Below are 15,382 nucleotides of genomic sequence, written 5' to 3'. Positions count from 1 at the left end.
GCGCCCGCGGGCCCCCCGCGCGCCCGGGGCGCCCCCCCCCCCGGGGGGCGCGCGGTGGGGGGGGGGGGGCGCCCCGGCCCCGGGGGGGGGGGGGGGCCCCCCCCCCCAACGACTACGGACGGCCCGCAGCCGCATCCGGCCTCAGCCACGCTGGCGGGACGGCAGGCGCCAGTTCGGGCGGAGGGCGGTGAGACGGTCCCGCAGGGCCGTCCACCGGTCGGACACCGCCCACACCACCCGCACGGCCGACCGCGGCGCCAGCACCGCCCGCAGGCGGGCCCGGCGCGACGCCGAGGCCCGCAACGCGGCCGTCGCGCGCCGCACGTCGTCCGTCAGGCCCGCGGCCGGCCGCGGCCGCGGCGCGTACAGCACCTGCTCCACCGCCCCCGCCAGCCGGTGCACCGACGCCGCCGCGTCCCCCTCGAGCCGGCCCTGCCGCACGAGACGGCCGGCGGCCCCGCGCGCGGTCAGCGACTCGTCCGGCACGATGCCGTGGTCCCAGGCCGCGTCCGTCAGCTCCTCCCAGGCGGCCAGCACGTACGGTGCGACGTCCTCCTCCGAGCGGCCGTGGCCGCCCAGCCGCCGCGTCCGCATCCGCGTCCGCCACAACAGCGGTGCCAGCGGCAGCGCCAGGACCAGCAGCCCGGCCAGCGCCCACAGCAGCACCACGTGCCACTTCGGACCGTCGTCGTCCACCGGCAGGGCCGCCTGCGGCGACTCGCTCTCACAGGCCCCCGGGCCGCTGCCGTCCGCCCGGCAGTCCGTGCTCTGCGACGGCGCGGCCGACGGGTCCGAGGGCGTGGCCTGCGACGGCCGGGCCGGATCCGCCGGCCCGTTGTCCTCGACGTCCTGCACGGTGTAGTCCGGCGTCGAACCACGGGTCGGGGTCGGCTCGAACCGCGTCCAGCCCACGCCCTCGAAGTACAGCTCGGGCCAGGCGTGCGCGTCCCGCATCGCGACCGAGATCGTGCCGTCGGCCTGCGGGGCGCCGGGCGCGAAGCCCACCGCGATACGCGCCGGGATGCCCAGCGACCGCGCCATGGACGCCATCGCGAAGGAGTAGTGCACGCAGAAGCCCCGCTTGTCCTGCAGGAAGCGGGCGATCGCCTGCGAGCCGCTGCCGACGTCGACCTGGGTGTCGTACTGGAAGCCGCCGCTCAGCGTGAACCAGTCCTGCAGCATGACCGCCCGGTCGTAGGCGCTCTCCGCGCCGTCGGTCACGTCACGCGCGGTCCTGTGCACCACGGCGGGCAGCGAGTCGGGCAGCTCGGTGTACTCGCGCAGCACCCCGGCCGACGGCTCCGGCGCCCCGGCCAGCTGCTCCGCCGTGGGCCGCACGTCGAGACTGCGCACCTCGTACGTCAGGCCGCTGGTGCTCTGCCCGTGGTCGCCGACCAGCGTCATGCCGACGGGCTCGTAGCGCCAGTCGCCCTGCACGCTCACCCGGCTCGGCGGGTACGGCATCGGCAGCCAGGTCTGGCCGTACGTCTTCGCCACCGAGATCGACGTGCCGACCTCCGTGAACTCCACGTCGGGGCCGAGGCCCGGCGGGGCGGGGAAGCCCTCGGGCACCTGGGTGATGGCCCGCTTCGACGGCTTCCACGTGGTGCCGTCGAAGTCGTCCAGGGACACGATGCGCAGGTACAGGTCCGAGGTGTTCTCCATCTCGGTGCGCACCGAGAACACCTGGCGGTCGTCGTCGTTGTTCAGCGAGTCGCGCAGCGACACCAGCGGGTTCACCGCGGAGATGGTGCCGCCCCCGCCGCTCCCCACGCCCATGCCCCGGCCGTCCGGGTCCAGCAGACCGCCGTCCATCGCGGGCAGCGCCAGTGGCGCCACCAGGGCGATGCCCAGCGCCACCACGCCGATCCGGTGCCCGAAGCGCACCGGCGCCGGCGTGCCGGGCGTCTCCCTGCCCCGGCCGCGCGGCGGTCCGGCGAACACCCGGCCCCACTGGGAGAGCCGGTCCCGGCCCTCGGCGAGCAGCAGCATCAGATAACCGGCCGCCGCCAGCAGGAACCACAGCCACTCGATGCCGTTGTCCGTCAGGCCCGCGGCCACCGAGTACAGGGCGAGCAGCGGCAGTCCGGCCGGGGCCGCGCTGCGGAAGGTCACCGCGAGGGCGTCCACCAGCAGGCCGATGATCAGGACCCCGCCGACCAGCATCAGACGGATGCCGTCGGTCAACGGCGCCGGTATCGCGTACCGGTTGACGTCCTCGCCGCCCTGCTCCAGCAGCTGGCCGAAGAAGCGCACGGCGTCCGGGCCGGGTATCAGCCCGGCGACGGCGTGCTCCCGCGCGAACATCAGGGTGAGCAGCAGCAGCGTGACGACGACCTGCGCCGTCACCGTCAGCGACCGCGCCAGCGGCACCCGCCGCGCCGCCGCGCCCACGCCCGCCTGCACGCCCAGCAGCAGCGCCACCTGCAGTATCCAGGCGGTCGACTCCACCAGCGGCAGCAGCGCGCACGCCGCCAGCAGGGTGGCCGCCCAGGCGCGCACCGTCAGCCTGGCCAGTGAGCTGATCACGGTCCCTCCCCACCGCTCGCCGCCACCAGGCCCGAGCGCTCACGGTCCGCCTGCCGCCACAGCTGCTCCAGCGAGGCGCCCCGCGGCACCGCCACGGCCGTCCAGCCCGACTCGCGCAGCATCCGCAGCCGCTCCTCGCCCGGCTCCGCGGGTCCGGGCACGTCCGACGGCTCCCGCTGCCAGTCGTGGCTGTCCAGCAGGAAGGCGACGGCGCCTCCGGTGCGCTGCCGCATCCGGGCCAGCACCGCGGTCTGCTCGTCGTCCAGGTCGCCGAGGAACGCCACCAGCAGCCCCTCGCCCCCGGAGCGCATCACGTCGTGGGCGCGGGACAGGCCCTCCTCGTCGGAGTGGTCCACCACGGCCAGGGTGTCCATCATCAGCCCGGCCGCGTCCGCCGACTCCTGGTGCACCCCTGAGAACCCGTCGGCGCCCTCGCCGGGCACCGAGGCGCCGGTGTCGGTCAGCAGCCGCACCGAGAAGCCCCGCTCCAGCATGTGCACCAGCACCGAGGCCGCGCCCGACACCGCCCACTCGAACGCCGAGTCCGGCCCCGCGCCCTCGTAGGCGACGGCGCGGGTGTCCAGCAGCACCGTGCAGCGGGCGCGTTGCGGCTGCTCCTCGCGGCGCACCATCAGCTCGCCGTAGCGGGCGGTGGAGCGCCAGTGGACGCGGCGCAGATCGTCGCCGTAGCGGTAGCCGCGCGGGATCACGTCGTCCTCGCCGGCCAGCGCCAGCGAGCGCTGCCGCCCGTCGCCGTACCCCTTCGAGTCGCCGCTCAGCCGCACCGGCGGCAGCGCCTCCACGCGGGGGGTCACCGTCAGCGTGTCGTACGAGGAGAACGAGCGGTTCAGCTCGCACATCCCGAACGGGTCGGACAGCCGCAGCTGCAGCGGGCCCAGCGGGTAGCGGCCGCGCAGGTCGGAGCGGACCCGGTAGGACACCTCACGGCGCCCGCCCGTCTCCATCCGGTCCAGCACGAACCGCGGGCGCGGCCCGAGCACGTAGGGCACCCGGTCCTGGAGCATCAGCAGGCCCGTGGGCATCCGGGACACGTTGTCCATGCGCAGGTGCACCCGCGCCTCGGTCCCCGCCGGCACCCGGCCGGGGGAGAGCCGGCGGCTGCCCGCGACCCGGTAGCGGGTGCGGTAGAGCACGGCCGCGCACACCAGCGGCAGCACCGCCAGCAGCAGCCCGACCCGCAGCAGGTCGCTCTGCCCGAGCACGTACGCGCAGATCGCGGCCGCGATCCCGGCCGCCAGGAAGGAGCGCCCCCGGGTGGTGAGCCCCGCCAGGGCGGTCCTCAGCCCGCTCCGGTCGTCCCGGTCGTCGTCGGCGTGGACCGCGCCGGCGGTGCTCATCACAGCCTCCGGGGCGGCTGCTGGCCGTAGCCTCCGCTGCCCAGGCCGAACCCGGCGGGCTGGCCGGCCGCCCCGGGCACCGTGGTGCGCTGCAGGATCTCCTGCACCACCTGCTCGGCGGTGCGGCGGTTGAGCTGGGCCTGCGCGGTGGGCAGCAGACGGTGGGCGAGCACGGCGACGGCGAGCGCCTGCACGTCGTCCGGCAGCGCGTAGTCACGGCCCTCCAGGGCCGCCGCCGCCTTCGCCGCCCGCAGCAGATGCAGCGTCGCGCGCGGCGACGCCCCGAGTCTGAGGTCCGGGTGCGTGCGGGTGGCGGCGACCAGGTCGACCGCGTACCGCCGGACCGGCTCGGCCACGTACACGCCGCGCACCGCCTCGATCAGCTTCACGATCTCGTGCGCGTGCGCCACCGGCTGGAGGTCCTCCAGGGGGGAGACGCCGCCGTGCACGTCGAGCATCTGCAGCTCGGCCTCCGCGCTCGGGTAGCCGACCGACACGCGGGCCATGAAACGGTCGCGCTGGGCCTCCGGCAGCGGGTAGGTGCCCTCCATCTCGACCGGGTTCTGCGTCGCCACCACCATGAAGGGGCTGGGCAGTTCGTAGGTCTTGCCGTCGATGGTGACCTGGCGCTCCTCCATCGACTCCAGCAGGGCCGACTGCGTCTTCGGCGAGGCGCGGTTGATCTCGTCGCCGATCACGATCTGCGCGAAGATGGCGCCCGGCTTGAACTCGAAGTCACGGCGCTGCTGGTCCCAGATGGACACACCGGTGATGTCCGAGGGCAGCAGGTCCGGTGTGAACTGGATGCGCCGCACCGAGCAGTCGATCGACCGCGCCAGTGCCTTCGCCAGCATCGTCTTGCCGACTCCCGGGACGTCCTCGATGAGCAGATGTCCCTCGGCGAGCAGCACGGTCAGCGAGAGCCGTACGACCTCGGGCTTCCCCTCGATCACGCCTTCCACCGAACCGCGCACGCGCTCCACGACGGCGGTCAGGTCCTCCCCGACCGCCCCGTATGCCCGGTCGGGGGCGCCCCCATGGCTCGCACGATCGTCATAGGTCGTCACCCGGCCCTCCTCGGCCTTTCCCGCGCTCCGTGATGAAGCGGGGGTTCCCCACATGTCCCGGCCGACCCCTCGTCCAGCGGACCGGCCCTCCCCGAATCACGGGCGTCACCCGGAAAAAGTTCCGGGTGACACCACTTCCGCATTCTTGCCGTCGTTACCGTTTCGTGTCACTCGCCTGTGGACAACTGACAGCGATATGTCAGCTCCTGCGGCGTTCGACGGCTCTCCGGGTGCGGCCGGCCCCGGGACGGACGGCCGGGTCAGGCGGGGTCGACCTCGCGCAGCAGACCCGTCTTGACGTCGAAGACGAACCCGCGCACGTCGTCGGTGTGCAGCAGGAACGGCGAGGTCCGCACCCGCTGCATCGACTGGCGGACGTCCTGGTCCACGTCCCGGAAGGCCTCGACGGCCCACGCCGGGCGCTGTCCCACCTCCATCTCGAGATCGTGCCGGAACTCCTCGGTGAGGGACTCCAGGCCGCAGTTGGTGTGGTGGATAAGGACCACGCTGCGCGTGCCCAGCGCCCGCTGGCTGATGGTCAGCGAACGGATCACGTCGTCGGTGACGACGCCGCCCGCGTTGCGGATGGTGTGGCAGTCGCCGAGCGACAGGCCCAGCGCGTCGTGCAGGTCGAGGCGGGCGTCCATGCAGGCCACGATCGCGACGTGGAGGACCGGGCGGGCGTCCATCCCGGGATCGGTGAACGCGGCCGCGTAACGCTCGTTGGCTTCGACCAGACGGTCGGTCACGGTGCCGGGGCCGGCGGCGGTGCTCCCGGCACCGGCGGGCACGGATGCAGAAGTCGTCATACGACTGACCGTACTGGTCATGAGGGCGTCGGGCCCGTTGTGAGAGGGCACAAAGAATGCCGACGAACCTTGGTGTGAGGTAACCCACAGGAGTGGTGTGACCCCCTTCCTACGGGTGATGTGTCCGATCCGTCCCTTGACCCGCGCGGGCCGCGACGCGCAGTCCGGTTGATTGACCGGGCCGGACCGTGGACTAAAGTGACGCGAAGCGGGAGGCGAGACCGCCCGCCGCTGTGACTTCCCCGGATCCCCGGCCACGGCCAGGGGATCTCCCGCGTGCGCGGCGCGTACGTACGGCTCGGCCTCCTCCCGCCGCCGCCCGGCCGACGCCTCCGGCGCCGGCCGCCCCCTCACCGGGGAGGGCGGGGAACCGGCGGTGCGTGAGTGTCACGCCGGATCTGAGAGGGCCGAAGTGAAAGGGCGCGAAGCGCTTCCGCACGAGGGCGGTGGCGGGCGACGGGAGGGCGAGAGCCGACACGTCCCGGTGATGCTCCAGCGGTGCCTGGACCTGTTGGCGCCCGCCCTGGAGCGGCCCGGCGCGGTGGTCGTCGACTGCACGCTCGGCCTCGGCGGCCACAGCGAGGCGCTGCTCACCCGTTTCCCCGAGGCCCGGCTCGTGGCCCTGGACCGCGACAAGGAGGCGCTGCGCCTGTCCGGCGAACGGCTCGCCCCCTTCGGCGACCGGGCCACCCTGGTGCACGCGGTCTACGACGAGCTGCCCGACGTCCTCGGCCGGCTCGGCGTCCCTCGTGTCCAGGGCGTCCTGTTCGACCTCGGGGTGTCCTCGATGCAGCTCGACGAGGCCGGCCGCGGCTTCGCGTACGCCCAGGACGCCCCCCTCGACATGCGGATGGACCAGACGACCGGCGTCAGCGCCGCCGAGGTCCTCAACACCTACCCGCCCGGCGAGCTCGTCCGCATCCTGCGCGCCTACGGCGAGGAGAAGCAGGCCAAGCGGATCGTGGCCGCCGTCGTGCGCGAGCGCGAGAAGGAGCCCTTCACCACCAGCGCCCGCCTGGTCGAGCTGATCCGCGACGCGCTGCCGCAGGCCGCCAAGCGCACCGGCGGCAACCCGGCCAAGCGCACCTTCCAGGCCCTGCGGATCGAGGTCAACGGCGAGCTGTCGGTGCTGGAGCGGGCCGTCCCGGCGGCCGTGAAGGCCCTCGACGTCGGCGGACGCATCGCCGTGCTGTCGTACCACTCCCTGGAGGACCGGCTGGTCAAGCAGGTGTTCGCGGCGGGCGCCGCCACCACCGCCCCGCCCGGGCTCCCGGTCGTCCCCGAGCAGTACCAGCCGCGGCTCAAGCTGCTGACGCGCGGTGCCGAACTTCCCACCGAGGAGGAGATCGCCGGGAACCGCCGTGCGGCTCCCGCGCGGCTGCGCGGCGCCGAGCGCATCCGGGAGGACGCCGGGTGAGGCGGCGGCGGTGAGACACGGGCCGGACCCCGGGCGGGCGACGGCCGGGCGGACGGACGGACGGGACGAGCGAACTCAGGGGAGCGTGAGTGAGTAGGAAACCCGAACTGAAGGGGCGGCCCGAGCTGCGGGGGAGGGCGGCGCGGCTCGCGCAGCTCCTGCCCACCGGCCGCGCCCAGGCGGCCCGCACCCCCTTCGTGCTCCTCGTGGTCCTGCTCCTCGGCGGCGGTCTGATCGGCCTGCTGGTGCTGAACTCCGCGCTCAGCGAGGGCGCGTTCCGCCTCGACGACCTCCAGCGGGAGACCAAGGAGCTCACGGACGAGGAGCAGGCCCTGCAGCGCGACATCGACGCCCACTCCGCCCCCGACGCGCTCCAGCGCCGCGCCCGCGAGCTCGGCATGGTGCCCGGCGGCGACCCCGCCTTCCTCGCCCCCGACGGCAAGGTCAAGGGCGTGCCCAGCGAAGCCTCCGCGGCCCGCGCCCCCCTGGTCCTCGCGCCCGAGGCGCTGGCCACGGCGACGGCCCCGCCGCCCGGGTCCGAACCCGCCCCCCGTTCCTCGCACGTCTCGACCCCCGGCAGGTGACGGAAGTGTCCGACAGGCAACCGCCCCGCCGCCGGGTGCCCGGACCCGCCCGGCCCGTCCGTCCGGCCGCCCGCGGCCGCTCCGGCCCCGGCGCCCGCCCGGTCCGCCGGCCCGGAGGACCGCGCCCCGGCACCCCGAAGACCATCCGGCTGGGCAGCCCGCGCCCGCGGCTGCGCCTGGTCGGCGTGGCCCTCACCCTCGTGATGCTCGCGTTCGTCGTCCGCCTGGTGCAGGTCCAGGCCGTCGACGCGAGCACCTACGCCGGCAAGGCCGAGCGCAACCGCTACGTGGGCCAGGTGCTGGCCGCCGAGCGCGGCGAGATCACCGACCGCAACGGCGTCGCCCTCGCCACCAGCGAGGACGCCTACGACATCACCGCCGACCCCACGATGTTCGCCCCCGACGAGCTGGAGATCGACGACGGGCCGGAGCAGGCCGCGGCGCTGCTCGCCCCCATCCTCGGCGCGGACCAGGAGGACCTGGTCCGCAAGCTGCGCCCGGACAACCCGTCGCTGCGCTACGTGAAGCTGGCTGGCCGGCAGACCCCCCAGGTCTGGAAGCAGATCAAGGACCTCAAGGCCGCCCTGGCCACCAAGGCCGAGACCGACACCTCGACCGTCAACGTGCTGGCCGGCGTCTTCTCCGTGCCCACCAGCAAGCGCGTATACCCGAACAACGAGCTCGCCGCCGGGATACTGGGCTGGGTCAACGCCGAGGGCAAGGGCAGCGGCGGCGTCGAGCTCCAGCTCGACAAGCGGCTGGCCGGCGAGGACGGCAAGATCCGCTACGCCCAGTCCGGCGGCCGTCTGGTGCCCACCGCGGGCTCCACGGAGACCCCGGCCGTGCCCGGCGACGACATCGAGCTCACCATCGACCGCGACATCCAGTGGGCGGCGCAGAACGCCATCAGCGAGCAGGTGGAGGAGTCCGCGGCCGACCGCGGCTACGTCATCGTGCAGGACACCCGCACCGGCGAGGTCCTGGCGATGGCCAACGCCCCCGGCTTCGACCCCAACGACCTGTCCGCCGCCGACCCGAGGACGCTCGGCAACGCCGCCCTCCAGGACGCCTTCGAACCGGGCTCCACGGCCAAGGTGCTGTCCATGGCGGCCGTGCTGGAGGAGAACGTCGCCACCCCCGGCACCCATGTCGTGGTGCCCAACCGGCTGCACCGGGGCGACCGGCTGTTCAAGGACGACATCGACCACCCGACCTGGTACCTGACGCTCAACGGCGTCCTCGCCAAGTCCAGCAACATCGGCACCATCCTCGCCACCGGCCAGCTCGGCAGGACCCAGGCCCAGGCCAACAAGGTGCTGTACGACTACATGCGCGAGTTCGGCCTCGGCAGCCACACCGGACTGGACTTCCCGGGCGAGACCAAGGGCATCCTGGCCCCGCCCGACCAGTGGTCCACCTCGCAGCAGTACACGATTCCTTTCGGCCAGGGCGTGTCCGTCAACGCGATGCAGGCCGCCTCCATCTACTCGACCATCGCCAACGGCGGCGTCCGCGTCGAACCCACCCTCGTCCGCGGCTCCAAGGGGCCCGACGGGCGCTTCACACCCGCTCCGAAGCCGGAGCGGACGCGGGTCGTCAGCGAGAAGACGGCGAAGACCCTCGCGCAGATGCTGGAGTCGGTCGTCGACGACGAGGAGGGCACCGGCACCAAGGCGCGCATCCCGGGCTACCGGGTCGCGGGCAAGACCGGTACGGCGAACCGCGTGGATCCGGCCACCGGCAAGTACCACGGCTACACCTCGTCCTTCGCCGGGTTCGCGCCCGCCGACAAGCCCCGGATCACCGTCTACTGCGTCATCCAGAACGCCACCCAGGGCAGCTACTTCGGCGGCCAGATCTGCGGCCCCGTCTTCAAGCAGGTCATGGCGTTCGCCCTGAAGAGCCTCCAGGTGCCGCCCACCGGCGCCGCCCCCGCCGCCCTGCCGGTCACCTTCGAGCCCTGATCCCGTACCGAGCACCGAGCCACCAGGAACCACCTCGTGACAACGATCACCCCCGGCCCGGGGAACCACCACACCCCCCGCCCCTCGCCCGACCGTCGCCCGCCCCCGCCCGACCGCACCGCGCGCGGCCCCCTCTTTTCCCCGCCGGCCGGTACGCCCGGTACGCTCACCGCCGTGCCACACGCTGATCAGTCCCAAACCACCCAGAAGGGCCAACCCGTGACATATCCGGGGCCGCCCCGTCCGGACCAGGTCTCCGCCACACCGCTCGCGGAACTCGCCGGTCAGCTGGGTGTCCCCGCACCCGCGCAGGCCGCCGAGGTCACGGGCATCACCCATGACTCGCGCGCCGTCCGGCCCGGGGACCTGTACGCCGCGCTTCCGGGCGCCCGCGCCCACGGCGCCGACTTCGTCACCCAGGCCGCCGGCCTCGGCGCCGCCGCCGTGCTCACCGACCCGGCGGGCGCCGAACGCGTCGCCGCGACCGGTCTGCCCGCGCTGGTGGTGGACGACCCGCGGGCGCGGATGGGCGAACTGGCCGCCACCATCTACGGCCACCCCGGTCGCGATCTGCTCCAGATCGGCATCACCGGCACCTCCGGCAAGACCACCACCGCCTACCTCGTCGAGGGTGGTCTGCGGACCGTCCGCAGCACGGGACTGATCGGCACGGTCGAGATGCGTATCGGCGACGAGCGCATCAAGTCCGAGCGCACCACGCCCGAGGCCACCGACCTCCAGGCGCTGTTCGCGGTCATGCGTGAGCGCGGCACCGAGGCCGTGGCCATGGAGGTCTCCAGCCACGCCCTGGTCCTCGGCCGGGTCGACGGCTGCGTCTTCGACATCGCCGTCTTCACCAACCTCAGCCCGGAGCACATGGAGTTCCACTCCGGGATGGAGGACTACTTCCAGGCCAAGGCGCAGCTGTTCACGCCCGCCCGCAGCCGGCTCGGCGTGGTCAACGTGGACGACGAGTACGGCCGCCGCCTGGTCAAGGAGGCCGGCGTCCCGGTCGTCACGTACTCCGCCGAGGGGCACCCGGACGCCGACTGGCGCGCCGAGGACGTCCACGTCGGCCCGCTGGACTCGACGTTCACCGTGGTCGGGCCGGGAGGCGAGCGGATCACCGCCCGCTCGCCGCTGCCCGGCCCGTTCAACGTGGCCAACACCCTGGCCGCGGTCGTCGCGCTGGCCGCCGCCGGACTCGACCCGCAGTCCGCCGCCGACGGCGTCGCCGCCGTGCCGGGCGTGCCCGGCCGCCTGGAGCGCGTCGACGAGGGGCAGCCCTACCTGGCGGTCGTGGACTACGCGCACAAGACGGACGCCGTGGAGTCGGTGCTGCGCGCCCTGCGCAAGGTGACCGAGGGCCGGGTGCACGTCGTGCTCGGCTGCGGCGGCGACCGTGACGTCACCAAGCGGGAGCCGATGGGCGCGGCCGCCGCGCGGCTCGCCGACACCGCGGTACTGACCTCCGACAACCCCCGCTCCGAGGACCCGCTGGCGATCCTGGCCACGATGCTCCAGGGCGCGGCCTCGGTGCCGGCCCACCAGCGCGGCGAGGTCCAGGTCTTCGAGGACCGGGCCGCCGCGATCGCCGCCGCCGTCGCCCGGGCCGAGCCCGGCGACACCGTGCTGGTCGCCGGCAAGGGCCACGAGCTGGGACAGGACATCGCCGGGGTGGTGCGTCCGTTCGACGACCGCCAGGTGCTTCGCGAAGCCATCAAGAAGACCCAGGGATGAACTTGTGATCGCCCTCTCCCTCGCCGAGATCGCAGAAGTCGTCGGCGGGCAGACGCACGACATACCGGACCCCTCCGTCCGGGTCACCGGCGAGGTGGTCCGGGACTCGCGGGAGGCGAGTCCGGGCAGCCTCTTCGTCGCCTTCGTCGGCGAGCGCGTGGACGGCCACGACTTCGCGGCCCAGGTCGTCGAGGCGGGCGCGGTCGCCGTGCTCGCCTCCCGGCCGGTCGGGGTGCCCGCGATCGTCGTGGAGGACGTCCAGGCCGCCCTCGGGGCCCTCGCCCGGCACGTCGTCGCCCGGCTCGGCGCCACCCCCGTCGCCCTCACCGGGTCGGCCGGCAAGACCAGCACCAAGGACCTCATCGCCCAGGTGCTGCGCAGCAAGGCCCCCACCGTCTTCACGCCCGGCTCCCTCAACAACGAGATCGGGCTGCCGCTGACCGCGCTCACCGCCACCGAGGAGACGAAGTTCCTCGTGCTGGAGATGGGGGCGCGGGGCATCGGCCACATCCGCTACCTCACCGGACTGACCCCGCCGAGGATCGGCCTCGTGCTGAACGTCGGCTCCGCGCACATCGGCGAGTTCGGCGGCCGCGAGCAGATCGCCCAGGCCAAGGGCGAGCTCGTGGAGTCGCTGCCGCCGGCCGAGGAGGGGGGCGTCGCGATCCTCAACGCGGACGACCCCTACGTCCGTGCCATGGCCACCCGTACGAAGGCGAAGGTGATCTTTTTCGGAGAGTCCGGCGAAGCGGACGTCTCCGCCGAGAACGTGCGACTCACGGACAGCGGACAGCCCTCCTTCAGGCTTCACACACCCTCCGGTGCAAGTGATGTGACCATGCGCCTGTACGGTGAGCATCACGTGTCGAACGCGCTCGCCGCGGCCGCCGTCGCCCACGAGCTGGGCATGTCCGCAGACGAGATCGCCCGCGCGCTCTCCGAGGCGGGCTCCCTCTCCCGCTGGCGCATGGAGGTCACCGAGCGACCGGACGGCGTGACGGTCGTCAACGACGCCTACAACGCGAACCCCGAGTCCATGAAGGCCGCGCTGCGTGCGCTGGCGGCCATGGGTGAAGCCTCACGGGCACGAGGGGGACGCACGTGGGCGGTGCTCGGCAAGATGGCCGAGCTCGGGGACGAGGCGCTCGCCGAGCACGACGCGGTCGGACGGCTCGCCGTCCGGCTCAACGTCAGCAAGCTCGTCGCGGTCGGGGGCAGGGAAGCCGCCTGGCTGCAACTGGGCGCATATAACGAGGGTTCGTGGGGTGAGGAGTCGGTGCACGTGTCCGACGCACAGGCGGCGGTCGACCTGTTGCGCAGCGAATTGCGCCCGGGGGATGTCGTACTCGTGAAGGCGTCCCGTTCGGTCGGGCTCGAGAGCGTGGCGCAGGCGCTGCTCGAGACCGGTGCCGAGGGTGAGGTCGCCGCCCGATGATGAATCAGATCCTGTTCGCAGGAGTCATTGGCCTCTTCCTGACGCTGGTCGGCACGCCGCTGCTGATCAAGCTGCTCGCCCGCAAGGGATACGGGCAGTACATCCGTGACGACGGCCCGCGCGAGCACGCCAGCAAGCGCGGTACGCCGACGATGGGCGGCATCGCCTTCATCCTGGCGACGGTCGCCGCCTACTTCCTGTCCAAGGTGATCACCGGCAAACCCCCGACGTTCTCGGGTCTGTTGGTGCTCGGCCTCATGGTGGGCATGGGCCTGGTCGGCTTCCTCGACGACTACATCAAGATCGTCAAGCGGCGCTCGCTCGGTCTGCGGGCCAAGGCGAAGATGGCCGGCCAGCTGATCGTCGGCATCGCCTTCGCGGTGCTCTCGCTGCAGTTCGCGGACTCCCGCGGCAACACCCCGGCCTCCACGAAGCTGTCGTTCATCACGGACTTCGGCTGGACCATCGGCCCGGTGCTGTTCGTGCTCTGGGCGCTGTTCATGATCCTCGCGATGTCGAACGGCGTGAACCTGACCGACGGTCTGGACGGCCTGGCCACCGGTGCCTCCGTGCTCGTCTTCGGCGCCTACACCTTCATCGGCGTCTGGCAGTTCCAGGAGTCCTGCGCCAACGGCGAGACGCTGACCAACCCGGGCGCCTGCTACGAGGTGCGCGACCCGCTCGACCTCGCCGTGGTCTCCGCCGCGCTGATGGGTTCCTGCCTCGGCTTCCTGTGGTGGAACACCTCCCCGGCCAAGATCTTCATGGGCGACACCGGTTCGCTGGCGCTCGGCGGCGTGCTCGCGGGTCTCGCGATCTGCTCGCGCACCGAGCTGCTGCTCGCCATCCTCGGCGGCCTGTTCGTCCTCATCACGATGTCGGTGGTCATCCAGGTCGGTTCGTTCCGGCTCACCGGTAAGCGGGTCTTCCGGATGGCGCCGCTCCAGCACCACTTCGAACTCAAAGGCTGGTCCGAGGTCCTTGTGGTGGTCCGCTTCTGGATCATCCAGGGCATCTGCGTGATCGTCGGACTCGGCCTCTTCTACGCGGGATGGGCAGCGGACAAGTGACCGACTGGCAGGGCAAGCACGTCACCGTCGCGGGGCTCGGCGTCTCCGGCGTCCCGGCGGCCAAGGCGCTCCACGGACTCGGCGCGAAGGTCACCGTCGTCAACGACGGCGACGACGCCCGCGCCCGCGAGCAGGCCGCGGAACTGGAGGCGCTCGGCGTCACCGTCCGCCTCGGGGACGGCGCCACCCTGCCCGACGGCACCGAACTGATCGTCACCGCGCCCGGCTGGAAGCCGGACAAGCCGCTGTTCGCGGCGGCGGACGCGGCCGGGGTGCCGGTGTGGGGCGACGTCGAACTCGCCTGGCGGCTCAGGAAGCCAGGGGCGGCGGACTGGCTCGCGGTCACCGGCACCAACGGCAAGACCACCACCGTGCAGATGCTCGCCTCCATCCTGGAGGCGGCAGGCCTGCGCACCGCCGCCGTCGGCAACATCGGCGTCTCCCTCCTCGACGCGGTCCTCGGCGACGAGGAGTACGACGTGCTCGCCGTGGAGCTGTCCAGCTACCAGCTCCACTGGGCGCCCTCCCTGCGCGCCCACTCCGCCGCCGTCCTCAACCTGGCGCCCGACCACCTCGACTGGCACGGCTCCATGGAGGCGTACGCCAGGGACAAGGGCCGTGTCTACGAGGGAAACCGGATCGCCTGCGTCTACAACGTGGCCGACAAGGCCACCGAGGACCTGGTCCGTGAGGCCGACGTGGAGGAGGGCTGCCGGGCGGTCGGCTTCACCCTCGGCGCCCCGGGTCCCTCCCAACTCGGCGTCGTGGAGGGCCTGCTGGTCGACCGCGCCTTCGTGGAGAACCGGCACAGGAACGCCCAGGAGCTCGCCGAGGTCTCCGACGTGAAGCCGGCGGCCCCGCACAACATCGCCAACGCCCTCGCCGCGGCGGCCCTCGCGCGCGCCTACGGGGTGCCCGCGAGCGCCGTACGGGACGGTCTGCGGAACTTCACCCCGGACGCCCACCGCATCGCGCACGTGGCCGACGTGGACGGCGTGGCCTGGGTCGACGACTCCAAGGCCACCAACACCCACGCCGCGCAGGCCTCGTTGGCCGCGTACGACTCCGTGGTGTGGATCGCGGGCGGACTCGCCAAGGGCGCCACCTTCGACGAACTCGTCGCCGCGTCGGCGAAGCGGCTGCGCGGCGCCGTGCTGATCGGCCGGGACCGCGCCCTGATCCGCGAAGCCCTCGCGCGACACGCCCCCGAAGTCCCCGTGGTCGACCTCGAGCGGACCGACACTGGGGCGATGCTCCAGGCCGTCCAGGAGGCGCGGCGGCTGGCACGCCCCGGTGACACGGTGCTGCTGGCCCCGGCCTGCGCCTCGATGGACATGTTCGCCAACTACAACAAGCGCGGTGACGCGTTCGCACAGGCGGTGCGCGAGCTCGGCGCCTGACCCCGGCCG

At 73.2% G+C, this 15,382-nt stretch carries 11 protein-coding genes; 7 read left to right on the top strand and 4 right to left on the bottom strand.

What is annotated here, in order from left to right:
- Nucleotides 1–141: 141 nt before the first annotated feature.
- From ACIQ8B_RS00760 to ACIQ8B_RS00745, 4 genes are all read right to left on the bottom strand, one after another.
- Nucleotides 142–2,529: a DUF3488 and DUF4129 domain-containing transglutaminase family protein gene (locus ACIQ8B_RS00760; protein ID WP_403544234.1), complete on the bottom strand. Its 2,388-nt coding sequence runs from the start codon at nt 2,527–2,529 to the stop codon at nt 142–144.
- A complete protein-coding gene (locus ACIQ8B_RS00755; RefSeq protein ID WP_403544232.1) occupies nt 2,526–3,887 on the bottom strand; it encodes a DUF58 domain-containing protein in 1,362 nt (453 codons plus the stop codon). The genes ACIQ8B_RS00760 and ACIQ8B_RS00755 overlap by 4 nt, the downstream gene beginning before the upstream one ends.
- A complete protein-coding gene (locus ACIQ8B_RS00750; protein WP_241911323.1) occupies nt 3,887–4,954 on the bottom strand; it encodes a MoxR family ATPase in 1,068 nt (355 codons plus the stop codon). The genes ACIQ8B_RS00755 and ACIQ8B_RS00750 overlap by 1 nt, the downstream gene beginning before the upstream one ends.
- A gap of 260 nt (nt 4,955–5,214) precedes the next feature.
- Nucleotides 5,215–5,763 (bottom strand): carbonic anhydrase, encoded by a 549-nt coding sequence (locus ACIQ8B_RS00745; protein ID WP_106414626.1) that lies wholly within the window; start codon nt 5,761–5,763, stop codon nt 5,215–5,217.
- Between the two features lie 412 nt (nt 5,764–6,175).
- Between ACIQ8B_RS00745 and rsmH the strand changes: the two genes are divergently transcribed.
- From rsmH to murD, 7 genes are all read left to right on the top strand, one after another.
- Complete coding sequence (gene rsmH / locus ACIQ8B_RS00740) at nt 6,176–7,180, top strand: 16S rRNA (cytosine(1402)-N(4))-methyltransferase RsmH (protein ID WP_290007093.1); 1,005 nt, start codon at nt 6,176–6,178, stop codon at nt 7,178–7,180.
- 89 nt (nt 7,181–7,269) lie between these two features.
- Nucleotides 7,270–7,764 carry a hypothetical protein gene (locus ACIQ8B_RS00735; protein WP_403544229.1) on the top strand — a complete coding sequence of 165 codons (495 nt, stop codon included), beginning with the start codon at nt 7,270–7,272 and terminating at the stop codon, nt 7,762–7,764.
- Nucleotides 7,765–7,769: 5 nt separating this feature from the next.
- Nucleotides 7,770–9,728, top strand: a complete 1,959-nt coding sequence (locus ACIQ8B_RS00730; protein ID WP_290007095.1) for a penicillin-binding protein 2 — start codon at nt 7,770–7,772, stop codon at nt 9,726–9,728.
- Between the two features lie 219 nt (nt 9,729–9,947).
- Complete coding sequence (locus tag ACIQ8B_RS00725) at nt 9,948–11,468, top strand: UDP-N-acetylmuramoyl-L-alanyl-D-glutamate--2,6-diaminopimelate ligase (RefSeq protein WP_290007096.1); 1,521 nt, start codon at nt 9,948–9,950, stop codon at nt 11,466–11,468.
- 4 nt (nt 11,469–11,472) lie between these two features.
- The gene (murF, locus tag ACIQ8B_RS00720; RefSeq protein ID WP_403544226.1) at nt 11,473–12,903 is read left to right on the top strand and encodes a UDP-N-acetylmuramoyl-tripeptide--D-alanyl-D-alanine ligase; all 1,431 of its coding nucleotides are present in this window, start codon (nt 11,473–11,475) and stop codon (nt 12,901–12,903) included.
- Entirely contained in the window at nt 12,900–13,973 is a 1,074-nt protein-coding gene (gene mraY, locus ACIQ8B_RS00715; protein ID WP_106414631.1) for a phospho-N-acetylmuramoyl-pentapeptide-transferase, read from the top strand. Before murF ends, mraY begins: the two co-directional genes overlap by 4 nt.
- Complete coding sequence (gene murD / locus ACIQ8B_RS00710) at nt 13,955–15,373, top strand: UDP-N-acetylmuramoyl-L-alanine--D-glutamate ligase (RefSeq protein ID WP_403544223.1); 1,419 nt, start codon at nt 13,955–13,957, stop codon at nt 15,371–15,373. Before mraY ends, murD begins: the two co-directional genes overlap by 19 nt.
- Nucleotides 15,374–15,382: the final 9 nt, after the last annotated feature.

The sequence above is a fragment of the Streptomyces sp. NPDC096105 genome, assembly GCF_044763335.1.
In the GTDB taxonomy this organism is placed as follows: domain Bacteria; phylum Actinomycetota; class Actinomycetes; order Streptomycetales; family Streptomycetaceae; genus Streptomyces.
The sequence above is the reverse complement of the archived record's forward strand: the minus strand, read 5'-3'. Positions and strand labels throughout refer to the sequence as shown.